Origin of the sequence: Devosia sp. UYZn731 (assembly GCF_040546795.1) — a bacterium.
GTDB lineage: Bacteria > Pseudomonadota > Alphaproteobacteria > Rhizobiales > Devosiaceae > Devosia.
The window spans coordinates 110,432-133,132 of sequence record NZ_JBEPOL010000005.1; the positions used below are offsets into that span (position 1 = coordinate 110,432).

Sequence of the window (22,701 nt, forward strand, 5' to 3'; positions counted from 1 at the left end):
TTAAAGGAAGCTGCGGCCATGGCGGCCGGGCGCCAGGCCCAGCCAGTGCGCAATGCTTTCGCCAATATCGGCGAACGTAGAGCGAATGCCAATCTCGCCTTGCGCAAGGGCTGGGGAAAACACCAGGATGGGGATCTGTTCGCGGGTGTGATCGGTCCCCTTCCAGGTCGGGTCATTGCCGTGGTCCGCCGTCAGGATCAAAAGATCGTCGTGCCTGAGCTTGGCGATCAGTTCGGGCAGGCGCGCATCGAACAGTTCGAGCGCCGCCGCATAGCCGGGTACATCGCGGCGATGGCCGTATTCGCTGTCGAAATCGACGAAATTGGTCATGACGAATGCGCCGTCGGCCGCCATTTCCAGCGCCTCCAGCGTCTTGTCGAACAGTTGCGGCAGGCCCGTTCCCTTGAGTTTGTGGGTCACGCCGTGGCCGGCGTAAATGTCGGAAATCTTGCCGATGGCGAACACTTGCCGCCCGGCCGCCTTGTTGCGATCGAGCAGGGTCGGCTCGGGCGGCGAAATGGCAAAATCGCGCCGGTTGCCGGTACGCTTGAACGTTGTGGCATTCTCGCCGATGAACGGCCGGGCGATGACGCGGCCGATCATCAGCGGCGCGGTCAATTCAAACGCGATCTGGCAAATCTCATACAGCCGGTCGAGCCCGAAATGCCCCTCATGCGCGGCGATCTGGAACACACTGTCGATCGACGTATAGACGATGGGCCTGCCGCTACGGATGCTCTCCTCGCCTAGTTCGGCGATGATATCGGTGCCCGAAGCGTGCTTGTCGCCCAGAATCCCCGGCAGCTTGGCGCGCTCAATAAATTCCGCGATCAGCTCGGGCGGAAAAGTCGGCTCGGTCTGGGGGAAATAGCCCCAGTCGAACGGCACCGGCACCCCGGCAATTTCCCAATGCCCCGATGGCGTGTCCTTGCCGCGCGACACTTCGCGACCGACGCCAAAGCGCCCGCCCTTGGGCGTAGTCGACAGGTTCGGCGGCAAAATGCCGGTCGATAGCTCGATCGCCGCGCCCAGCCCCATTGCGTCCATATTGGGCACGTTGAGCGGCCCGGCGCGCAAACCCTCTCGGTCGGCTTTGCCGGTAGCGGCGAATTCGGCGATGTGGCCGACGGTGTTCGAGCCGACATCACCATAGGCGTCGGCGTCCGGCGCGCCGCCAATGCCGACGCTATCGAGAATGAGGAGGATGGCGCGTGGCATTGAACTATCCTCAGTTCGTGGGAGCGATACGGTCGGCAATCAGCGGGTTCGCCGGAGCGTGTTCGCCCAACCGATAGGCGGATTTGACGCGGCTTTCGGCATCGGCGGCCGAAGCCTCGTCGCGGGCGTGAATACGCGCGATCGGCATGGACGCATCCACCAGCGCACCCAGCCCCAACAGGCGATCAAACCCCACCCGGTGATCGATGGCATCGGTCGGCGTCGCCCGCCCACCGCCAAGCGCAACGACCGCCATGCCGACGCCCCGCGTGTCGATCTCGGCAATCACGCCCTGCTCGGTCGCGAACACATCGCGGACAATCGGCGCCGGCTGCAGATGAGCGTCCATGTTCTCGACGAAATCGGCCGGCCCACCCAGCGCCGCCACCATGCGGGCGAAGCGCTCAGTGGCGCGGCCGCTATTGAGCGCATCCTCGACCATGCCACGGCCCGCCTCGGGGCTCGTCGCCACACCCGTCATTTCCGCCACAACGGCGCAGAGCGACAGCGTCACCTCCTTGAGCCGCGCATCCTGATGCCGCCCGGTGAGGAAATCGACGGCATTGCGCACTTCCAGCCCATTGCCGGCGGCCGTCGCCAGCGGCTCGTTCATATCGGTGATCAGTGCCCCGGTCTTGAGGCCCGCGCCATTTGCCACCTCGACGAGGCTCTGGGCCAAATCGCGCGACTTTTCCAGCGTCGGCATGAACGCCCCCGAGCCGGTCTTGACGTCGAGCACCAGCGCACCAAGCCCGGCCGCCAGCTTCTTGGACAAGATCGAGGCGGTGATCAGCGCAATAGATTCCACTGTGCCGGTGACGTCACGGATGGAATAGAGCGTCTTGTCGGCCGGGGCGAGGTCGGCGGTCTGGCCGATAATGGCGCAGCCGGCCGACTTCACCACCTGGCGGAATAGCGCATTATCCGGGCTGGTGGTGTAGCCGGGAATGGCATCGAACTTGTCGAGCGTGCCCCCGGTATGGCCCAGCCCGCGCCCCGAAATCATCGGCACATAAATGCCGATAGCCGCGAGGATCGGCGCCAGCATCAGGCTGACATTGTCGCCCACGCCGCCGGTTGAATGCTTGTCGGCGACCGGGCCGTCGAGATCCGACCAATCGAGCACGGTCCCCGAATCCCGCATCGCCAGCGTCAACGCGACGCGTTCGGGCATGCTCATGTCGCGGAAATACACCGCCATGGCGAAGGCGGCCGCCTGAGCATGCGAGACGGAGCCCGAGCCGAAGCCAGCGATGAAGGTGGCGATTTCGTCAGCGCTCAGAACGCGACCGTCGCGCTTGTTGGCAATGACTTCTTGGGGGAGGAAGACCATTTTTGGCTACCAAACTGAAAGGCCCCCTCACCCGGCGCTACGCGCCGACCTCTCCCCCAGAGGGAGAGGTGAAGAGAGCTCGGTGCACACCTCTCCCTCTGGGGGAGAGGTCGGCGCGTAGCGCCGGGTGAGGGGGCCTTCTGCTAAGCCCCGTATGGAATCCACACATTCTTGACCTGCGTCGCCTTGCCGAGGAAGTAATCCCCCTCGAACAGGCGATCCGCCAGATCGTAGTACAATCCCCGGCTGGTCCAGGTCTGCTTGAGATTGGTGATCGATGCCTTCTCCACCATGGTGGAGGCTTCCGCGTCGCCGGCGAACCACAGCCCATCGACGCCATCGTGTTCGGCTAGCGTTTTCGCCAATGCGACACTATCGCCGGTGACGATATTGATGACGCCCGAGGGCACGTCGGAGGTTTCGATAACCTGATACAGGTCGGTGATACTCAACGGCGACTGCGCCGAGGGCACCAACACCACAGGATTGCCCATGGCCAGAGCCGGGGCAATCAGCGCGATGGAGCCAAGCAGCGGCCGGGACGGCGGGGCCACAATGCCGATAACGCCGAGCGCTTCGACCATGGCGACCGCCACGGTACGCTGCGGCGGATTGTGCACCGCGCCATCATATTTGTCGGCCCAGCCCGCAAAAGCAAACAGCCGCTCCACCGACAGCGCGACTTCCACCGCACCATCCTCGCCGGTCTGCGCCTTGATCCGCGCCGCGAATTCGTAGCGACGATAATCGAGGTTTTCCGCGAGGAAGTAGAGGATTTGCGCCCGCGAATGCGCCGCGGTCGTCGCCCAACCCAGCGCCCCACGGGCGGCCTCGACGGCATTGCGGATATCCTTGCGGTTGCCGTCGCCGACTTCGCCGACCAGCTTGCCGAAGGGGTCGAGCACGGGGCGGTTGTAACCGCTATCCGGCCGCGCCTGCTTGCCGCCGATATACATTTTGGCGGTCTGGTCGAGATGGGCGGTGTCGAGCGGGTTAGCGGATTTTTCGGGGGCGGGCTTGGCAACGGGCGCCAGCTTGAGGTCCTTCTCCCATCTCGGCTTGAGATAGGCGCTCATGCCCTCGCGGCCGCCTTCGCGACCGAAGCCGCTTTCCTTGTAGCCGCCAAAGCCGACGGCGGCGTCGAAATTGTTGGTGCCGTTGATCCAGACCACGCCGGCCTTGATCTTGGGGGCAATATCGAGGGCGAGATTGATGTTCTCGCTCCAGATGGTGGCGGCGAGGCCGTATTTGGTATTGTTGGCGAGCGCCACGGCTTCCTCGGGCGTCCGGAAGCTCATGGCGACCAGCACCGGCCCGAAGATTTCTTCGGCCACCAGCGTATTGGCCGGCGAAACGTTGGTGACGAGGGCTGGCTTGAGGAAGCAGCCAGCGCCCGGCAGGGTCATGCCATCGGGCTCGTAGATCACCGCGCCTTCGGCGGCGCCACGCGCCATCAGCTCCTTGATCCTAGCGACCTGCACCGGAGCCACCAGCGCGCCGATATCGACGGATTTGTCGAGCGGATCGCCGACGCGCAGCGTCGACATGCGCAGCTTGAGCTTGGTGATGAAGCGCTCTTCGATGCTCTCCTGAACCAGCAGACGGGAGCCGGCGCAGCAGACCTGGCCCTGATTGAACCAGATGGCGTCAACGAGGCCCTCGATGGCGCTATCGATATCGGCGTCCTCGAAGACGATGTAGGGGGACTTGCCACCCAGCTCGAGCGAGAGACCCTTGCCAGTGCCGGCGGTGACTGCGCGGATGGCCTTGCCAACTTCGGTGGAGCCGGTGAAGGCGATCTTGTCGATGCCCTCATGGGCCACGATAGCCTGACCGGTGCCGCCCTCGCCGGTGACGATATTGACCACGCCCTTGGGCAGGCCGACGCGGTCGCAGATTTCGGCGAACAGCAGTGCGGTCAGCGAGGTGAATTCGGCCGGCTTGAGAATGACGGTATTGCCGGCGGCCAGAGCCGGGGCGATCTTCCAGGCCAGCATCAACAGCGGGAAATTCCACGGGATGACCTGGCCGCAGACGCCATAGGGCACCGCATCGGGGAATTCTCTCGCGAGGTGCTGGGCCCAGCCGGCATGGTGGTAGAAGTGGCGGGCCACCAGCGGGATATCGATATCGCGGCTCTCGCGGATCGGCTTGCCATTGTCCATGGTTTCCAGCACGGCGAACAGGCGAGCATGCTTCTGGACGGCGCGGGCTATGGCGTAGAGATATTTGCCGCGCTCGTAGCCAGAGAGTGCGCTCCACAGCGGGAAGGCGGCGCGGGCGGCTTTGACCGCGAGGTCCACATCGGCGGCAGTGCCGTCGGTGATCTGCGCCAGGGGTTTGCCGGTCGCGGGATTGTCCGAGGCGAAGGTTTTGCCTGGCTTGGTCCATTCGCCGTCGATGAAGTGGCCGAAGGTGCGGCCATGGCTATCGAGCCAGGCATTGGCCTGCTCGGGGCCCTCCGGCGCCGGGCCGTAATCGAGGGATTGGAAGATTTGCGCGATCTTGTTCATTGCATTGCTCCGTCTGCAGCCAAGTGGCGCGACTAACGAACGTCAGTGATGGTTTTGAGATAGTCCAGTTTAGCCTGCTGCTCTGGCGTTGGCGGATCGGAAAGAGAAGTCACGGGGTACGGGGGACCGACGTCGTCCGCAACCGCGACTACTTTTCCATCACTTAGCGTGAGCCATTCGCCCACGAAGATCAGACGCTGCGAGCCAACCCCAAACTCCATTACGCAATTGCTACCGCTACCGTTCGCCGCAACGAAGCGTGTTCCAGAGCCGCCCTTGATCCAGCTATCGACCTCAAACTGGGCGCGCCCCCAACTGTCACTCGTTTCCGGCGATGCTTGTATGACGCGTCCGACGAATACCACGTCTGCCTGATCGACAGCCCTGTCCCAAGTGAAAGCGGGGTCGTAGGCGACATCACACGCCTGCGACGCGACCACAGAGCTTAGAAAGCAAGCGATTGCCATCGCAGCAACCTGCTTCATCGCCATGCTCCTTCAAACCATCGGCTGGCGATAATCGGCCGAATAATGCCCGGTCAGGCCGTGCTCCAACTGCCGCTCGATATCGGTGAGCAAGCTCGACGCGCCGAACCGGAACAGGTGCGGCTGCAACCAGTGCGTGCCCAGTTCTTCCTTCATCAGCGCCATGTAGTTGAGCGCGTCTTTGGAATGGGCGATGCCGCCGGCCGGCTTGTAGCCGATTTCGATACCGGTTTCCTCGGCGAACCAGCGGATCATGCGGATCATGGTCAGGCTGGTGACCAGATTGGCATTGACCTTTTCCTTGCCGGTCGAGGTCTTGATGAAATCCGCGCCCGCCAGCATGCAAACCAACGAAGCCTTGGCGATATTGGTCTGGGTGGCCAGTTCGCCGGTACCCAGAATGGTCTTGATATGGGCGTCGCCACAGGCCTTGCGGAAGGCCTTGACCTGATCGTACAGCGCCTGCCAGTCGCCGCGCAAAACCATGCCGCGTTCGATGACGATATCGATTTCCTTGGCCCCATCGGCGACCGATAGCTCGATCTCGCGCAGCTTGGTTTCCAGCGGCGCCAGCCCATGCGGGAACGCCGTCGACACCGCCGCAACCGGAATACCGGTGCCGGCCAACGCCGCGACCGAGGTTTTGACGAACGGGTGATAGACGCACACCGCGCCCGGCAAAATCCGCAAGCCCTCGATCCCCAGCCCCTCAATGATATCGCGGCGCAGAGGATTGCGCGCCTTGGCGCAGAGCCGTTCCACCCGTCCATCGGTATCGTCGGAATTGAGCGTGGTCAGGTCCATCAGCGTGATGGCCTTCAAGAGCCACGCCAGCTGATAGTCCTTCTTGACCGTCCGCCGCGCGCCGATGCTGCCGGCGCGGCGCTCCAGCGCCGAGCGGTTCATCCGCACCCGGCCGACCCAATCGAGATCGAGCGGAAAACCCGGATTGCGCTTGTGACCCACGGTATGCTGCGTGCTGTCCACGACTTTGAGGCTCATAGTTCCTCCACCAGCGCGGGGATGAGTTTTCTCAGTTTTTCCGCGCCTTGCACTGCCATGGTCTTGGTATGCTCATGGCTGATATTTTCGTTCGAAAGCCCCGCGCCCATATTGGTGATGGACGAGCAGGCCCACACTTTCAGCCCCAGGAACCGCGCCAGAATAACTTCGGGCGCGGTCGACATGCCCACCGCGTGGGCGCCGAGCCGGATGGCCATCTGGATTTCGGCGACGGTTTCGAAGCTGGGGCCCGAGTACCAGAGATAAATGCCCTCATTGAGGCGGATGTCCAGCTTTTCGGCGAGGCCCTTGGCCTTGGCGCGCAGATCGGGCGCGTAGCAATCCACCATGTTGACGAAGCGCCGATCGGTCGGCTCGCCGATCAAAGGGTTCATGCCGGCATAATTGATATGGTCGGAAATCAGCATGAGGTCGCCGGGGCGGAAGCGCTCGTCGAGCGAGCCGGCCGAATTGGTCAGCAGCAGGGTCTTCGCGCCGAGATCGGCCAGTGTCTCAAGCGCCGGCAGCATGGCGGCGGCGTTGCCGTGTTCGTAATAGTGCTCGCGGCCGGTCAGGATAGCGACCCGCTTGCCGCCCATCGTGCCAATCAGCAGGTCACGGCCATGGCCCGATACCCCGCCCGCAGGAAAGCCCTTGAGGCTGGAAAACGGGATGATGACCTTGTCGGTGAGCTCATCGCCCAGCGCCGACAGGCCCGAGCCCAGCACGATGGCAGCGGCAATCGGCTCGCTGCCGGCGATCTTGTGGATGGTCTTGAGAGCTTTGCTCATTTCCCCAAATACTCCGGGCCGAAGCTATGTGGCAGCAATTGTTCCAGCGTGCAGACCAGCGCCTCACCCTCGACGCCATGGGAAATCACGGTGACATCGAGATCGGCGAATTCGCGGATGCGCTGGCGGCAGCCGCCGCAGGGGGTGACGGGGGCCGAGCCGGGGCCGGTCACGTAGATGCGGGTGATGCGCTTGCCGCCGCCCGCGATCATCGCGGAAATGGCCGAAGCCTCGGCGCAATTGCCCTGCGGATAGGCGGCGTTCTCGATATTGCAGCCCGAATAGATTTTTCCGTCATCGGCCAGGATCGCGGCGCCCACCGAGAATTTCGAATAGGGCGCATAGGCCTTGGCGCGAATGGCTTCGGCGGCCTCGTATAAGGCCTTGTCCGTCGGAGTCTGTGACATCGCTCGTCCTCTGCGCCGGAAGCGCTTAGCGTTCTTTGGTATAGGGAATGCCCGACGCCTTTGGCGCCACTGCGCGGCCGATGAAGCCGGCAAGCAGGATGATGGTCAGGATATAGGGCAGCGCCTGAATGGCCTGCACCGGCACCTCGCCGATCACCGGGAACTTGATGCCCTGCAGCCGGAACTGCATCGCATCGAGAAAGCCGAACAAGAGGCAGACCAGCAAAGCCGGCCAGGGTTTCCACTTGGCGAAAATCAGCGCCGCCAGCGCAATATAGCCGCGCCCGGCGGACATATTGTTGTTGAAGCCGGCCGATTGGGCGATCGATAGATAGGTGCCGCCGGTGCCCACCAAAACGGCGGTGATGACCAGCGCCTTATAGCGCAGCCCGGTGACCGAGATGCCGGCGGTATCGAGCGCCTTGGGGTTTTCACCCACGGCCCGCAGGCGCAGGCCGAAGCGGGTCTTGAACAGCACGAAGGCCGTCACCGGCACGGCGATGAAGGCCACATAGGTCAGTATGTTATGGCCCGAGATAAGCTCGGAATAGAGCCCGCCCAGAACCGGCACGTCCTTGACCTGATCGGCAAAGGGCAGCGTGATCGGATTGAAGCGTTGATCAGCGCTGAGTTGGGGCGTGAAGCCGCCGCGATGAAACCAGCTCTGGCCTAGGAACGTGGTCAGGCCCGCGGCGAGGAAGTTCAGCGCCACGCCGGAAATGGTCTGATCCCCCTTGAGGTTGATCGAGGCGATGCCGTGGATGGCCGACATGCACAGCGCCACGCCGATACCGGCGAGCAGGCCAAGCCAGGGCGAACCGCTGACTGCCGCCATGGCGGCGGCGGCAAAGGCCGCGCCCAGCAGCTTGCCCTCAAGCCCGATATCGACAATGCCCGAGCGTTCCGAATACAGCCCCGCCAGACACGCCAAAATCAGCGGGACGGCAAGGCGAACCGTGGAATCGAGGATCAAGACCAGATCGTTGAAATACTGCATCATCCGCCTCCGGCCGGGCGCTGCCATCGCGCAAAAAGTTTTTCCAGCGGTATCCGCAGCATGTCCCCCATGGCGCCGGTGAACAGGATCACCAGAGCCTGGATGGTCACGATCATCTCGCGCGTGATGCCGGGCATCGAAAAGGCCAGTTCCTGCCCGCCCTGGTAGAGCGCGCCGAACAGCAGCGAGGCCAGCGCCACGCCCACCGGATGGGCCTTGCCCATGAAGGCCACCGCGACGCCCACAAAACCGGCCCCGGCGACGAAATTGAGGATCAGCCGGCCCTGCACGCCGCCCACATTGTTGACCGCCACCATGGCGGCCAGCGCGCCGCTGAGCGCCATCGTGGTCATGATCATGCGCGACGAAGAAATGCCCGCATAGCGCGCCGCCGTCGGGTTGCGGCCCAGCGTGCGCATGGCGTAGCCAAACTTGGTACGCCAGACCAGCCAATACACGAAAAACAGCGCTACGATGGCCAGCAGGAAGGTCAGGTTGACCGGCGAATTCTTGAACAGGGCAAGGAATTCGCGCAATTGCGGCACGCGCGAAATTGCCTGGATCGGTGCGCTTTCGTCGGAATCGACGCCGGCGGGCTTGAGGATCTTGGTGATCACATAGCCCATCAGCGAGATGGCGATGAAGTTGAAGAGGATCGTGGTGATGACGATATGGCTGCCGCGCTTGGCCTGCAGGTAGCCCGGGATAAACGCCCAGAACGCCCCGAACAGGCCACCGGCGATGATCATCAGTGGGAACATCAATGCCCAATGCAGCCCGTTGAACATGAGCGCCACGATGATGACGCCGAGCCCCGCCACATAGGCTTGCCCTTCGGGCCCGATATTGAACATGCCGGCATGGAAGGCCAGCGACACGGCCAAGCCGGCGAAGATGAAATCGGTGGTGTAATAGAGCGTGTAGCCGAAGCCGCTGCCGTAGCCGAAGGCGCCATAGATCATGTAGCCGACCGCATCGAGCGGGTTCTGGCCGACCGACAGCACGATCAGCCCGCCGATCAGGAAGGCCAGCACGACGTTGAGAACCGGCAAGAGGGCCACATCGACCCAGCGCGGGAGAGGGACGCGGGCGCTCATTCGTCCAACCCCGACTTGTCCTTGTTATCCTGCGGGCTCATTTGCGTGAGGTTCTTCTCGATCAGGGTTTCATGGGCCGGCACGGTGCCGGGACCGGCATCGGGGGCATGGCCGTCCTTGGTGACGCCTGCCATCAGCAGGCCCAGCTCGCCTTCGTCGGCCGTCGCAGGGTCGGCTTCGCCAACGATATGGCCGTCGAACAGCACCAGGATACGGTCGGACAGCGAGCGGATTTCGTCCAGTTCCACCGAGACGAGCAGGATCGCCTTGCCGGCGTCGCGCATCTTGATGATCTGGTTGTGAATGAATTCGATGGCGCCGATATCGACGCCGCGCGTCGGCTGGCCGACGATCAGCACGTCGGGATTGCCCTCCATCTCGCGGGCCAGCACGATCTTCTGCTGGTTACCGCCCGAGAAATTGGCGGTCTTGAGATCGGAATTTGCGGGGCGGATATCGAACTTGGCGATGCGCTCCTTGGCCTCGGCCTTGGCCTTGGCGATATCGAGGCCGGGGCCGCTGCCATACTCATGGTGATAGCCAAGGATGGAGTTTTCCCATTCCTGGAACACTGTGACCAGCCCCATGCGCTGACGGTCTTCGGGCACATGCGCCAGTCCCGCGAGGCGGGCGCGGTGCGCGCCGTCATCGCCCTGCAACGATAGCGGCTGGCCGTTGAGCATGACCGAACCGAGCAACTGGTCGCGCATCCCGGAAATGGATTCCAGCAGTTCGGATTGCCCATTTCCCGAAACGCCCGCAATGCCGACGATTTCGCCGGCACGCACGGAGAAGCTGACATCCTTGATGCGCGGAATGCCAAAATCGTCGGTGACGACCAGGTTCTGCACTTCCAGCATCACCTTGCCGGGTGCCGCGGGGCCTTTTTCCACGCGCAGCAGCACGCGGCGGCCCACCATGGCCTCGGCCAGTTCGGGCGGCGAGGTTTCGGCGGTCACGAGCGTCTTGACCATGGCGCCCTGGCGCATGACCGAGACTTCGTCGGTGATCGCCATGATTTCGCGCAGCTTGTGCGTGATCAGGAGGATGGTCTTGCCCTCATCGCGCAGCGTGCGCAGGATGCGGAACAGGTGGTCGGCCTCGGCCGGTGTGAGCACACCGGTGGGCTCGTCCAGAATGAGGATTTCGGCGCCGCGATACAGCGCCTTGAGAATTTCGACGCGCTGCTGCTGGCCCACCGAAAGGTCCTCGATGATCGCATCGGGATCGACTTCCAGGCCATAGTCAGTCGCCAGGCGCTTGAGCTGGGCGCGCGCATGGTTGAGCGTCTTGGCGAGCAGCGGGCTGTCTTCGGCGCCGAGCACAACGTTTTCGAGGACCGAGAAGTTTTCGACCAGCATGAAATGCTGGTGCACCATGCCGATGCCAAGCGCCAGGGCGTGGCGGCTGTCGGTGATGGTCTGCGGCTTGCCGTTGACGAGAATTTCGCCGCTGTCGGCAGTGTAAAAACCATAAAGGATCGACATCAGCGTCGATTTGCCGGCGCCGTTTTCGCCCACGATGCCATGCACGGTGCCGCGCCGCACGATCAGGTCGATATCCCGATTGGCGTGGACCGCACCGAAATGCTTGTTGATGCCGCGCAATTCAATTGCGGGCGCCAAAGCAGCGGCTGTTTCCAGCCGCTGCTTCGATGAGGTCTGGGTTGCCATAAGGCGACTAAACCTGTGCTGCCATCAGACCGGGCAAGCCTTGTCTTCGCGGAAGTCGTGCACCTTGAGCGTGCCGGCGACGATATCGGCGCGAGCCTTGTCGACCGCGGCAGTCATTTCCGGGGTGATCAGCGCCTTGTTGTTGTCGTCGAACGCAGCGCCGACGCCGTCTTCGGCCAGGCCCAGATTCAGCACGCCGGCAGTCCACTTGCCGTTCTTCTCATCCATGAAGGCATTGTAGGTGGCGACGTCGACGCGCTTGGTCATCGAGGTCAGCACATTGCCGGGATGCAGGTAGTTCTGGTTGCTATCGACGCCAATGCCCCACTTGCCGGCGTCGGCCGCGGCCTGCAGCACACCCGCACCGGCACCGCCGGCGACTTGGTACAGCACGTCCGCGCCCTGATCGAGCTGGCTCTTGGCGACTTCGGTGGCCTTTGCGGGGTCGTTGAAGGCGTCAAAGCCCGAACCGATATAGGTCTCGAGAACCTTGATGTCCGGGCGGGCAGCGTGTGCGCCCTGCTTGTAGCCGCAAGCAAAGGCTTCCAGCAGATCGAGATTGAAGGCCGGGATCACGCCGATGGTGCCGCTTTCGGACTTCATGGCGGCGAGCATGCCGACGAGGTAGGAGCCTTCCTGTTCCTTGAACAGCACCGAGCGCACGTTCGGCAGATCGACGACGGCGTCGAGAATCACGAAGTGCAGATCGGGGAATTCAGGGGCCACAGCCTGCAGAGCCGTGACGAAATTGTAGCCCGGGGTAACGATCGGGCTGTAACCGCGCGAGGCGAACTGGCGCAAAGCCTGCTCGCGCTGGGCGTCATTGGTGATTTCGAATTCGCCGTAGGTGCCGCCGGTTTCCTTCTTGTACATCTCGGCGCCGTTATAGGCGGCCTCGTTGAAGGATTTGTCGAACTTGCCGCCGCCGTCATAGATCACGGCCGGGTCGGCAAAAGCGGCGCCTGCTGCGATGGCGCTCAGTGCGACGCCGCCGGCAATGGCCTTGGTCAAAGAAGTCAGTGTCATTGGATGCTCCCTGTATCGCACATGAGCGTTGGAGCGTGGCTCCAGCGGACAATCCCCGTGCGCTGACTGGCGATACAATCGTGCAAACGTTCGCCCCGCAAGAGGAAAAGCAGCAATTTTTTCCGGATGGTCAAAATTTGGGCGGGAGTACGCCGCGACAGGCAGATCGTGACTTAGAACCAGGCCATTATGTGAGCAAACAGATCGGCGAGGTTCCCGTCAGCGGAGGACACCGCCAGCATGGCGGCCAGCGCGATGGCGAACAGGGCGATGGTATCTTGGGTGCGGTCGGTCATGTCACATCGATTGGCTGGCATTGCGGGGAAAACGTTAGCTGTTTCCTAACCCAACAAAGCGGGTCCAATCGTGATGCTTTTGAGGCAGATAGGGGCGTGGTTAAGCCCCTCTTAAGACGGCGGCGGCAGGGGCGTCACCGTGGCGCCCATCGCCGCCCCAAAACGCTCGAAAAAGCCGTCGATGACCTTTTGCGCCGAGTTGCCGATGATGGCCTTGCCCAGCCGCATGATCTGGCCGGACGCGCCGCCGGTAGCGGTGAAAACCAGTTCGGTCTCATCGCCAGCGTCGGTGAGGACGATATCGGCCGCGCCTTCCGCCAATCCGAGCAGCCCGCCCTTGCCCTTGCCGGTCAGCGTATAGCGTTCGGCCGGCACGATGCCCGACAGCGACAGCCCGCCCTTGAACACCGGATGGACCACGCCGAGATTGACCTTGATCTCGAGGTCCAAGGCCGTCTCCCCGGCCCAATCGATGCGGTGGCAGCCCGGAATCGCGGCCTTGAGCACCGCGGTATCGTTGAGTGCCGCCCAAACGCTCCGGCGTGGCGCGGCGACATGATAGCGGCCTCCGAACTCCATCAGCGCGGGCCCCCGGCAACTTGGTTTTGGCCCATCTGCGGCAGCGCCCCATTGTGGCCCGAAAGCCCGGTTCTACATTTGCCCGCCATGTGGTGCCATCTCGCTCTTTACGTGCGGCTTTTTCGCACCAATATGAGCTAAATAGTTGGCCTGAGAGGCAGTTGCAATTGTCAGCCTGCCGACCAGCGGCAATCTATAAGCGCGCCAAGCGCACAACGCCCGTCCGCGGCGTTCACTACGGGGAGCGAAATATGACCGACGACACCGCCAATGCTACATTGAGTGCGACGCCGCCGACGACTGTTATCGCCGAACGCCCCCTGCAATACCTGGACAAAGCGGTCACCGCCATCCGCGACCTGGGCATTTGGCCCGAGCAGCAGGGCGAGCAGCCGATTACCGGCCTCCTCTCCCAGATCACCGAACTGGATGAAACCCGTGTCGTGCTGATCGGCCGCACGCTGAGCCAGGCCAGTGCGTTCAACGAAGTGGTGCGCGTGCAGATCGCCGCCATGAAGATCGGCGAGCGCTACGAAGAGATCACCAAGGGGTTTGATTCCATTCGTGATGACGCCAAGGGCATGGTCGACCAGCTCTCCGACAACAAGATCGACCTGCTGGAGCGCGCCTCCAATGTGTGGATGAAAGTCAGCCGCGGCGACATCTCCCAGCGCTTCAACAAGATTCGGGACATCTACCTGTCGGTCACCGCCGACACCAAGGACCAGATCGATCGCGAGCACACCATTCTCGAGGCCTATCGCGATTTCCGCGGCGCGCTCAAGCAGGCCGAAGTGATGGCGCTCGAAGTGCTGGAAACTGCCGAAAAGCGCCTGGCCGAAAAGAAAGCTATTCTGGAAGCGTCCTCGGCTGCGGTTGCGGCCTATGCGGGCACCGTTCCGGCAGAACGCGCTCGGCTGGAAATGGACCGCGACGAGAAGCTGCGCGACATGCAGAACGAAGAGGGTCGCTACCAGATCACCAAGGACCTCTCGGACAATCTGACGATTTCCTACAGCACCACCGAAGTGGTGATGGCGCGCCTGATGCAGACCACCAATGCCAAGGAACGTGTCTACCAGCAGTCCATCTCGTTCTTTTCGACCAACGAGACCGTGCTGACCGCACTCTCCGCCTCGTTCACCGGCATGTTCGGCCTGCATGAATCCACAGAAACCCTCAACGCCATGAAGGAAGGGATGAGCAAGAGCCTCGAAACCCTCTCCGAGATTGGCGACAAGGTGCAGGAAGAGGCAATCAAGGCCGGCTATGGCCCCACCATTCGCGCCGACGCAGTCAAGAAGCTGCTCGATAGCGTCATCAACTTCCAGGAAAAGAGCCGTACCATCATCAACGAGATGCGCGTGGCCTCGACCAAGAATTCGGCCGAAATCCGCGATGCGGTCGAGGATGGCAAGCGGCGCCTCGCGACGTTGGCAGCCGAGGGCAATGCGCTCCTGCTCGAAACCAAGTCCTGAAGGAACACCCCGATACGGTGACCCACGACGATGAGTGACGTGACGGCCAAACCGGCGGCGCCGCTGGACGAAATCATGCTGGCGATGGACGTGGTGGACACACTGCGCCATCGTCAGGATTTGGCGACGCGCGAGCTCGACGGGGTCACCCGCGAGCAGCAGTTGATCGACAAGCTGCGTGCGATTTACCACCAGCAGGGCATCGAGGTCACCGACGACATCCTCAAGGCGGGCGTTTCGGCGCTGGCCGAGAGCCGCTTCGTCTACGATCCCCCCAAGCCCAGCTTCGGCACCACCCTGGCGCGGCTCTATACCAGCCGCGGCAAATGGGGCCGGCCGGTGGTCGGCGTGGTCGTGGCGCTGGCTGTGTTCCTTGGTGGCTATTACCTGGTCTACAAGCCCTATCAGGCCAACATCGCCGAGCAGGCGCGGATCGAGTTGGTCGAAGGCCTGCCGGCGCAGATGGACGCCATCTACCAGACCATTTTCGAAGAGACCAAGGTGCAGCAGGCCGTGGTCCAGGCCGAAGACTGGCGCACGCGTGGCAAGGCCTATGCGGCCGAAGGCAATCGCCCGCAAGCCGAGGCGGCGCTGGGCCATCTGACGGCTTTGCGCGACCAGTTGCGCCAGCAATATACCCTGCGCGTGGTCAACCGGCCCGGCGTGCAATCGGGGGTCTGGACCATTCCCCAGGTCAACACCGCGGCGACCAATTATTACATCATCGTCGAGGCCATCGATCCGGACGACCAGGCGCTGTCGCTACCCATCCTCAACGAGGAAACCGGGCAGACCGAAACCGTCGCCATGTGGGCGCTCCGGGTCCCCGAAAGCGTCTACAATGCCGTCGCCGCCGACAAGCAGGACGATGGCATCATCCAGACCAACGAGGTCGGTCGCAAGTCCGATGGTTTCCTCGATGTCGAATATCTCATGCCCACCTTGGGCGGCGCGTTGACGCGGTGGTAGAGCAATGAGCATCCGCGGACCCGAAGCCCTCGCCTCGCTCGATGAAGCGATGCGCGATATCCGTCGCGAAGAGGATGAGATCAGTAAGCGCCTGGCCCGTTCGGCCGAGCGCATTTCCAAGATTCGCGAGACCGAGGCCGAGCTGTTCCGCCAACTGGCGCAATTGCGGCTCGATCCCGCAATCCAGACCGAACTGGACGGACGTATTTCGCAGGCCGAGATCAAGGCCCGCGAAATGATGAGGGCGCATGCCAAGGATTTGAGCCAGTCCGAAAAGGAACTGGCGGCGATCGATGCCGGGCTGGTCCAGGCGACCGAGAACCGCGGCGCAGCGCTCAAGGAACTCGATGCGCACCAAGCCGAACTCAAGGCGCTGGCCGCGCGCATCGGCGCCAGCATCGCCAAAGAGCCCAGCTTTGCCGCCAAGCGCAAGGACGCCACCGAGCTGGCCGATATCGCGGCCCAATCGATGCGCAAGACCGAGCAGGCCGAGGCCGACCGCGAGCAGAAGGGCCGCCCTTATCGCGACGACGGGCTGTTCATGTATCTGTGGGAGCGCGGCTACGGCACCAGCGGCTACCGCGCCAACAACCTGATCCGCTATCTCGATAGCCTTGTTGCGGGGCTGGTCAAATTCGAAAAGGCCCGGCCCAACTTCGCCATGCTCAATGAAATCCCGCTGCGGCTGCGCGAGCATGCCGAGCGGCAGATCACGCTGGCAAAACAGGCCGAGGCTGAGGCAGATGCGCTGGAAACGCAAGCCATCGACGCCGCTGGCGGCAAGCCAATCCGCGATGCGCTCGAAGCCATCCAGAGCCGCATTGCGGCCATCGACGCCGAAATCGTCGCCGCCGAGGACAAGCGCGACGACACCGCCAAGGCCTTGGCCAGCCTGTCGGAAGGCAATGACCCCGCTTTTGCCGAAGCCCTCGCCGCCCTTGCCGCGGGTCTCGGCCGCGAGGATATTCAGACCCTGTTGGCCGAAGCCCGCCTGACCCGCACCGGCCAGGACGACACTATCGTGGCCCAGATCGACGATGCCCGCGCCCGCATCAAGGATGAGGACAGCGAAACGCTGGAGCAGAAGGATCGCCTCAAAACGCTCGCTGCGCGACGTCGCGAGTTGGAAGACATCCAGTGGGAGTTCAAGAAGCAGCGATTCGACGATCCCCGCTCGACTTTCCGCGAGGACCGTCTCGTGGGCGACCTGCTCAACGATTTCCTGCGCGGCGGCATTTCGGCGGCGACCTATTGGGGCCAGTGGCAGAAAAGCCAGAACTGGCAAGCCGGCACCACCGATTGGGGCGGCGGCGTCGGCCTGCCCAATAATGGGCGCAGCAATTCGGGCCCCTGGTCCGGCAATGGCGGCGGCTTTGACTGGCCCGATTCCAGTATCGGCGGCGGCAAGTCCCGGTCCGGCGGCGGCTTCAACTGGCCATCGGGCAATTCTGGCTCGCGCCCCAGTTCCGGCTCCAGCGGCGGCTTCTCGCGCCCCCGCACCGGCTCGCAAGGCACTCGCAAGGGCCCGACAGGGTTCAAGACTGGCGGCGGGTTTTAAGGCTGCCGAATAAACTTCGCCTGGCAGCCTCTGCCATCCCCACCCACGATGTCACCCCGGCGCAGGCCGAGGCGTATCTCGCGGCCCTCTTTCGTTTACACGTATGCCACCCCACCCACCGGCCCTTCCCGCGGGCCACTCTCAGTCCGGCACAAGCGGCGAGTGGCCCGCGGATCAAGCCCGCGGGAAGACCGAGTGTGGGGATAATCGGGTGCCCCCTTCCAGGGGGCGCTTCTTCACCATTCACTGCGGATTGATAAGATCAAACACCGCCTGCCCATTGCCCGTCTCGGTGGCAAAGCGAAGCGGCTTGACCCGCTCGACCAAAATCTCCCCACCAGCCGCGCTGGCCAGCAATTCCATGGTTTCAGCCAGATAGGCATCCAGCGGCATGGCATTGGGATCGCTGGCCTGATGCGCCCCCTGCAAAAACGTCTGCACATAAGGCGGCGCGATCTCGATGACCTCCACCGCCGTGTCGCGCAGCAGATAGCGCAGCGACTGCGAATAGGAATGGATCGCCGCCTTGGTGGCGCTGTAGGTCGGCGTCGACGCCCTGGGCACGAAAGCCAGCCCCGACGACACGGTCAACACTGCAGCCCTGGGCTGGCGCTGCAACTGCGGCAGCAGTGCCGCGATCAGCCGGATCGGCCCCAGCAGGTTGGTGGCGATAGTGGCCTCGGCGATATCGAGATAGTCCCCGCCGACCACATCCTCATCCACCATGATGCCCGCATTGTTGATGACGGCATTGAGCGCTGGATGGGCAGAGACCACGCGGCTGGCGAACTCAGCCACATCCGCCTTGTCGGCCATGTCGACCGTATAGCCGACCATGCCGGGATTGGCCGCGATGACCTCGTCCAGCGCCGACTGGCGGCGGCCGGAGATGATGACCTGATTGCCGCGCTGGTGAAACGCCTCGGCCAGACCCTGGCCGATGCCTGAGCCGCCGCCGGTGATGAGAATGGTGTTGCCGGTGATCTGCATGGCGATGTCCTTCGTCCTAGGTTGCGTGAAGCACAGATATGCCTCACACTCTCCATATGGAAGTAGGCTCCCGAAAGTTCGATACACACCCAAAGGAGAGTGTCAGTGAATAGGCCCTCTGCGCCACCAAAAATCTATCGATGGTCGGAACGCGTGGCGATGGAGCCGCTCGATCCGGCGTTGGAGGCACTGGTGCGCAATGTCATCGGCCAGGTTGCCGACAAGTGGACCATGCTGATCCTCGAGACACTGAACGAGCATGGCACGGTGCGCTTCACCCAGATCGGGCGCCTCGTCGGCGACATCAGCCAGAAGATGCTGACCAAGACGCTGCGCCAGATGGAATATGACGGGCTGATCAAGCGCACCGTCCATCCGGTGATCCCGCCGCATGTCGACTATACCCTCACTGACCTCGGCCGCAGCCTCGGCGCGGCATTCTGCGGGGTGTGGATGTGGGCGGAAGAGCATCACGCCGAGGTGGAGACCGCGCGGGCGGCGTTCCGGGCGCGGAACGGCGAGATCTAGTTGGCCTTCGCGGTCGCCATCAATTCCCACACATTGCCTTCGCTATCCTCGAAATAGGCCGAATAGCCCCATTCCGATTGCGTGCCCGGCGTAATGATGGCTCCGCCGGCGACCAGCACCTGGTCCAGAATCTCATCGACCTCTTCGGGGCTCTCCGCCGCATGGCTGAGCACGAACTGCGCCGTCCCGGTGATGGCGACTTCCTTGCCCGAGGTTTGGGCAATCTGTTCGCGCGGAAACAGCACGAAGGAAAAATCATCGCTCATGAAAAAGGCGACATGATCCTCGCCGGCCCCGATGCTGTCATCGGGCAAGTCGAACAGCGCCCGATAAAACGCGAAGGCGCGTTCGAGGTCATCGACCCCGATGGTGATGATGTTGATCCGTGGCTGCATCGCAAGAACTCCAGCATGCTTATTGCAATCACCTTAACCAAGGCGGGGCGGATTCGCACCCGCCCCGCAAGCTCAAGACTTGGCCAAGAGGTTCCGCAGCTTGCCCAAGGCCGTGTCATTAGCCTCGCCATAAGCGATAGTGCCCTCGAATTCGCCCTTGGTGTTGAGCAGGAAGACCGAGGCCGTATGGTCCATCGAATATTCGCCATCCCCCAGCGGCACCTTCTCGGCAAAGATGCCCCAGGCCTTGATAATCTTGGCAATTTCTGCCGGATCGCCGGTCACTCCGGTGATGCGGTCAGACACCCAACTCACATAATCGCCCAGCACCGCGGTGGTGTCGCGTCCCGGGTCGACGGTGACGAAATAGGCCCGTAAGTCCTTGCCCTCATTACCTAATTCCTGGAACCACGAAGCCATCTCGGCCATGGTGGTGGGGCACACGTCGGGGCAATGCGTATAGCCAAAGAACAGCACCGACGGATGACCCTGGAACATGGTCTGGTCCACCGCCTTGCCGTTCTGGTCGACCAGCGAATAGGTACCGCCGCCGAAGCTGCGAGCCGCTTGCGCCGGTTGGCGCAGCAGCAGCGCCGCGGCGCCGGCGGTCAGGCCCAGGGCGACAACCGCCACCCAGAGCCACAGACGAAAAGATCTGATCATCGCCCGCCCCTAATGGTCCATATGCATCGCCGAATCGGCGGCAGCACCGAGCACCGGCACGTCGAGATCGACTCTGCCCGCAGCCTCGAAAGTCAGGGTGATCTTGACGGTCTGACCCTCAACGAAGGGCTGCTTGAGCCCCATGAACATCATGTGCAGGCCGGCGGGCTCCAAAGTCACGGTCTCTCCGGCCGGGATGACGACGCCATCGGGGAGCTGGCGCATTTTCATGACGTCACCCTCCATCGACATATCGTGGATTTGCCCGACATCAGCGGCGGGCGACGACACCGAGACCAGCCGGTCATCGGTCGCCCCCTTATTGGTGATGGTCACGAAAGCCCCGCCAACGGGGGCATTGGGCAGTGTGGCGCGGGCAAAGCCGCCACTCAATTCGAGCGTGCCGACGGCGACGGGAGCCGCTGGACCGTGGCCCTCCTGGGCGAAGGCGGCGGTGGATGACAGCATGACGACGGCCGCGAAGGCGGCTCGGAAAAAGGCGCGAAGCATTGGATCTCTCCAGGAAACAAAGGAACTGAAGCGGCCAGAAGGCCGCGGGATCAGGCGATTGCCGGAGGGGCTCGGGGTGGCGCGGACGGATTGAGGCGGGGCGCGACCAGATGATGGGCCAACTCCGCATAGCCGACCGTGAGCACCATTGTGGGCGCACCAACGGCGATGACCGCCAAGGTCGGCACAACCAGTTGCTGCTTGCCGATACCGGCGGCCGGACATTTGGTGACGAGGCTTTTGCCCTCGTTGCGGTCAGTCTCCGCCGAGCACAGCACCCAGCCGGTTTCTATGGTCTGATAGCCGAGGGCGGCGAAGTCGAGCTGGGTGGCGCGGGCCTGATGCAGCGGCGTCAGGATGGTCAGCAGATAGAGCGCCAGCACGGCAAGGGCCGTCCCGATCTCCTTGCTGAACCTGCGCGACGTGGACATGCGGCATCTCCCTGCCTCCGCTCTAGTGCGGAAGCGAAACCGGCTCAAGGCCCTTATTGTCGCAAGGGGTTACATCGAGGGTGTGTAGGTGTCGGCGCAGAGCGTGATGAAGCGCTTCATGGCGGCCGACAGTGGGCTGGACTTACGCCGCGCCACCAGCAGTTGGCGCAGCGCCCAAGGCTCGGCCAGCGGCGCGCAGATCAGGTCGGTCCCCGCCAGCAGATGCAGGCTGTTGCTGCGCAAAAAGCCGACACCGAAGCCGGCCTCCACCATGCGCACCAATGCCGGAAAGCTCTCCACTCGCACAGTTTCGCCCAGCGGCTTGCCGGCCTTGTTAGCGGCTTCGATCAACAGCCGATCGAGCGAGCCGGCATGATGGATGCCCACAATGTCGTGGACGATTACCGCATCGAAAGCGATGTCCTTGCGCGGCTCGATCACCTTGGCGAGCGGGTGATCGGGCGGCGCCACCACCCAGACGCGATCGTCCTCGAAGGGTTTGATCTCGAAGCGGGCAAAATCGTAATTGTCGGAGACGATGGCGATATCCGCGCGCCCCTCGTCCAGCGCCAGCAGTGCCTTGGCGGCGCTCATCTCCTGAATTTCCAGCACGATCGCCTTGTGCTCCTTGGCAAAGCGCGCGAGCAATTCGGGTAACCGGCCGGTCAGGGCCGAACTTGTGCAGGCCAGGCGCAGGCTGCCGCGCTGGCCATTGCCGAAATCCACCATCACGGCATCCAGATCGGCGATGGCGCGCAACACGCTGCGGCAGGCTTGCGCATAAGCCTCTCCGGCGCTGGTCAGCCGCACACCTTGGGCGGAGCGATCGAACAGCACCACGCCGAGCCGGCTTTCGAGGTCCGATACGCGCCGGCTGACGGCAGAGGACGCGATGCCCTCGCGCTCGGCGGCGCGACCGATCGAGCCGGTTTCCGCCAGGAGCAAAATCAAGCGCGCGGTGACGCTGTCGAAACTATGCATGCCATCTCCCCAGATGGCACACCATAGCGACAAGATGGTCCTAGATCAGCAGCAAGGTGCCCTGCACCAGATAATAAACCCCGATACCCGTGACGATCCAGCGCATCCAGACGCGGAAATTGACGTCGGTCATGCGCTGCAGCACCCAGTAGCCGGCGCTGGTGCCGGCGATGGCGAAGGGCGCGGCCAGCGCGACGGCGCCCCATTCGAGCGAGGTCAGCACCATGGTGGCCTGCCAATAGAACACGACCTTGGCGATATGGGACAGCACCTGCATCGCCGCCTTGGTGGCCACCACGGTGCGCCGATCCAGCGTGGTGCGGATGAAGAAGATGTCGATCGAGGGCCCGGAAACCCCCACCGTCAGGTTGAGCCCGCCGCCGACAAAGCCGCAGACGAAGGCATGCACGGGCTTGGCGGCGTCGAGTTGCAGCCAGGACGCCGGTATCCAAACCAGGATCGGCATCAGGCCGACGGCGATGTAGACGGTCGCCAAAGCGGGCGTATAGCGGGCGATCCACAGGATCACGCCGGCCGTTGCAAGGCCCATCATCATGGTGCCCAGAATGCGCCAGTTGATGAACTTGCGGGACAGGATGGCGCGCGAGCCATTGGCGACGATCTGGATCACGCCCTGCACGGCGATGGCGGTGCCCACCGGCAGGACGATCAGCAGCAGCGCCAGGAGGATCAGCCCGCCCGCCATGCCGAAAACGCCCGAGATGGCGGAGGTGGTGAACACCGCCGCCAGCATGGCCACACCGATCCAGATGCTCATGAT

The 22,701-nt window shown here is 63.2% G+C and carries 23 protein-coding genes and 1 pseudogene; 4 read left to right on the top strand and 20 right to left on the bottom strand.

What is annotated here, in order from left to right; translation table 11 throughout:
• The 13 genes and pseudogenes from ABIB57_RS13560 to ABIB57_RS13620 all read right to left on the bottom strand — a co-directional run bounded on the left by ABIB57_RS13560 (nt 1) and on the right by ABIB57_RS13620 (nt 13,417).
• A complete protein-coding gene (locus ABIB57_RS13560) occupies nt 1-1,218 on the bottom strand; it encodes a phosphopentomutase (protein WP_354041515.1) in 1,218 nt (405 codons plus the stop codon).
• Between the two features lie 10 nt (nt 1,219-1,228).
• Nucleotides 1,229-2,551 carry a thymidine phosphorylase gene (gene deoA / locus ABIB57_RS13565; protein WP_354041517.1) on the bottom strand — a complete coding sequence of 441 codons (1,323 nt, stop codon included), beginning with the start codon at nt 2,549-2,551 and terminating at the stop codon, nt 1,229-1,231.
• 143 nt (nt 2,552-2,694) lie between these two features.
• Nucleotides 2,695-5,064 (bottom strand): aldehyde dehydrogenase family protein, encoded by a 2,370-nt coding sequence (locus ABIB57_RS13570; protein ID WP_354041518.1) that lies wholly within the window; start codon nt 5,062-5,064, stop codon nt 2,695-2,697.
• A gap of 32 nt (nt 5,065-5,096) precedes the next feature.
• Nucleotides 5,097-5,549, bottom strand: a complete 453-nt coding sequence (locus tag ABIB57_RS13575) for a hypothetical protein (RefSeq protein WP_354041519.1) — start codon at nt 5,547-5,549, stop codon at nt 5,097-5,099.
• Nucleotides 5,550-5,561: 12 nt separating this feature from the next.
• Nucleotides 5,562-6,551 carry a deoxyribose-phosphate aldolase gene (deoC, locus tag ABIB57_RS13580; RefSeq protein ID WP_354041520.1) on the bottom strand — a complete coding sequence of 330 codons (990 nt, stop codon included), beginning with the start codon at nt 6,549-6,551 and terminating at the stop codon, nt 5,562-5,564.
• On the bottom strand, nt 6,548-7,342 hold the full coding sequence (locus tag ABIB57_RS13585) for a purine-nucleoside phosphorylase (RefSeq protein ID WP_354041521.1): 795 nt from the start codon (nt 7,340-7,342) through the stop codon (nt 6,548-6,550). Before ABIB57_RS13585 ends, deoC begins: the two co-directional genes overlap by 4 nt.
• Nucleotides 7,339-7,749: a cytidine deaminase gene (locus ABIB57_RS13590; protein WP_354041523.1), complete on the bottom strand. Its 411-nt coding sequence runs from the start codon at nt 7,747-7,749 to the stop codon at nt 7,339-7,341. Before ABIB57_RS13590 ends, ABIB57_RS13585 begins: the two co-directional genes overlap by 4 nt.
• A 25-nt stretch (nt 7,750-7,774) precedes the next feature.
• On the bottom strand, nt 7,775-8,746 hold the full coding sequence (locus ABIB57_RS13595; RefSeq protein WP_354041524.1) for an ABC transporter permease: 972 nt from the start codon (nt 8,744-8,746) through the stop codon (nt 7,775-7,777).
• A complete protein-coding gene (locus tag ABIB57_RS13600; protein WP_354041525.1) occupies nt 8,746-9,843 on the bottom strand; it encodes an ABC transporter permease in 1,098 nt (365 codons plus the stop codon). The genes ABIB57_RS13595 and ABIB57_RS13600 overlap by 1 nt, the downstream gene beginning before the upstream one ends.
• A 122-nt stretch (nt 9,844-9,965) precedes the next feature.
• Nucleotides 9,966-11,516 (bottom strand): annotated as a pseudogene (locus ABIB57_RS13605) (ABC transporter ATP-binding protein); the annotation flags it as partial.
• Between the two features lie 24 nt (nt 11,517-11,540).
• Nucleotides 11,541-12,527: a BMP family lipoprotein gene (locus tag ABIB57_RS13610; RefSeq protein WP_502914403.1), complete on the bottom strand. Its 987-nt coding sequence runs from the start codon at nt 12,525-12,527 to the stop codon at nt 11,541-11,543.
• Between the two features lie 188 nt (nt 12,528-12,715).
• Nucleotides 12,716-12,838 (bottom strand): hypothetical protein, encoded by a 123-nt coding sequence (locus ABIB57_RS13615; RefSeq protein WP_354041526.1) that lies wholly within the window; start codon nt 12,836-12,838, stop codon nt 12,716-12,718.
• A gap of 111 nt (nt 12,839-12,949) precedes the next feature.
• Nucleotides 12,950-13,417 carry an SRPBCC family protein gene (locus tag ABIB57_RS13620; RefSeq protein WP_354041528.1) on the bottom strand — a complete coding sequence of 156 codons (468 nt, stop codon included), beginning with the start codon at nt 13,415-13,417 and terminating at the stop codon, nt 12,950-12,952.
• Nucleotides 13,418-13,668: 251 nt separating this feature from the next.
• Here ABIB57_RS13620 and ABIB57_RS13625 point away from each other — a divergent pair, with 251 nt between their 5' ends.
• The 3 genes from ABIB57_RS13625 to ABIB57_RS13635 are packed head-to-tail and all read left to right on the top strand — an operon-like array spanning nt 13,669 to nt 17,422.
• Entirely contained in the window at nt 13,669-14,895 is a 1,227-nt protein-coding gene (locus tag ABIB57_RS13625) for a cell surface protein (protein WP_354041529.1), read from the top strand.
• 30 nt (nt 14,896-14,925) lie between these two features.
• Entirely contained in the window at nt 14,926-15,864 is a 939-nt protein-coding gene (locus ABIB57_RS13630) for a DUF6384 family protein (protein ID WP_354041530.1), read from the top strand.
• A 4-nt stretch (nt 15,865-15,868) separates the two neighbouring features.
• Nucleotides 15,869-17,422 (top strand): coiled-coil domain-containing protein, encoded by a 1,554-nt coding sequence (locus ABIB57_RS13635; RefSeq protein ID WP_354041531.1) that lies wholly within the window; start codon nt 15,869-15,871, stop codon nt 17,420-17,422.
• Between the two features lie 243 nt (nt 17,423-17,665).
• Here the strand turns inward: ABIB57_RS13635 and ABIB57_RS13640 are convergent, their stop codons facing one another.
• Nucleotides 17,666-18,412 carry an SDR family oxidoreductase gene (locus ABIB57_RS13640; RefSeq protein ID WP_354041532.1) on the bottom strand — a complete coding sequence of 249 codons (747 nt, stop codon included), beginning with the start codon at nt 18,410-18,412 and terminating at the stop codon, nt 17,666-17,668.
• Between the two features lie 159 nt (nt 18,413-18,571).
• Here ABIB57_RS13640 and ABIB57_RS13645 point away from each other — a divergent pair, with 159 nt between their 5' ends.
• Nucleotides 18,572-18,940 carry a winged helix-turn-helix transcriptional regulator gene (locus ABIB57_RS13645; RefSeq protein WP_354041909.1) on the top strand — a complete coding sequence of 123 codons (369 nt, stop codon included), beginning with the start codon at nt 18,572-18,574 and terminating at the stop codon, nt 18,938-18,940.
• On the opposite strand, the gene ABIB57_RS13650 is transcribed toward ABIB57_RS13645, so the two are convergent.
• From ABIB57_RS13650 to ABIB57_RS13675, 6 genes are all read right to left on the bottom strand, one after another.
• The gene (locus ABIB57_RS13650) at nt 18,937-19,335 is read right to left on the bottom strand and encodes a VOC family protein (protein WP_354041533.1); all 399 of its coding nucleotides are present in this window, start codon (nt 19,333-19,335) and stop codon (nt 18,937-18,939) included. The two genes, ABIB57_RS13645 and ABIB57_RS13650, sit on opposite strands and share 4 nt — an antisense overlap.
• Nucleotides 19,336-19,407: 72 nt before the next feature.
• Nucleotides 19,408-19,998 carry an SCO family protein gene (locus ABIB57_RS13655; protein ID WP_354041535.1) on the bottom strand — a complete coding sequence of 197 codons (591 nt, stop codon included), beginning with the start codon at nt 19,996-19,998 and terminating at the stop codon, nt 19,408-19,410.
• Nucleotides 19,999-20,007: 9 nt separating this feature from the next.
• A complete protein-coding gene (locus tag ABIB57_RS13660) occupies nt 20,008-20,508 on the bottom strand; it encodes a copper chaperone PCu(A)C (RefSeq protein ID WP_354041536.1) in 501 nt (166 codons plus the stop codon).
• A gap of 50 nt (nt 20,509-20,558) precedes the next feature.
• Nucleotides 20,559-20,939 (bottom strand): hypothetical protein, encoded by a 381-nt coding sequence (locus ABIB57_RS13665; protein WP_354041537.1) that lies wholly within the window; start codon nt 20,937-20,939, stop codon nt 20,559-20,561.
• Nucleotides 20,940-21,008: 69 nt separating this feature from the next.
• Nucleotides 21,009-21,920 (bottom strand): LysR family transcriptional regulator, encoded by a 912-nt coding sequence (locus ABIB57_RS13670; protein ID WP_354041538.1) that lies wholly within the window; start codon nt 21,918-21,920, stop codon nt 21,009-21,011.
• A gap of 40 nt (nt 21,921-21,960) precedes the next feature.
• The gene (locus ABIB57_RS13675) at nt 21,961-22,698 is read right to left on the bottom strand and encodes a TSUP family transporter (RefSeq protein ID WP_354041539.1); all 738 of its coding nucleotides are present in this window, start codon (nt 22,696-22,698) and stop codon (nt 21,961-21,963) included.
• Nucleotides 22,699-22,701 lie beyond the last annotated feature (3 nt).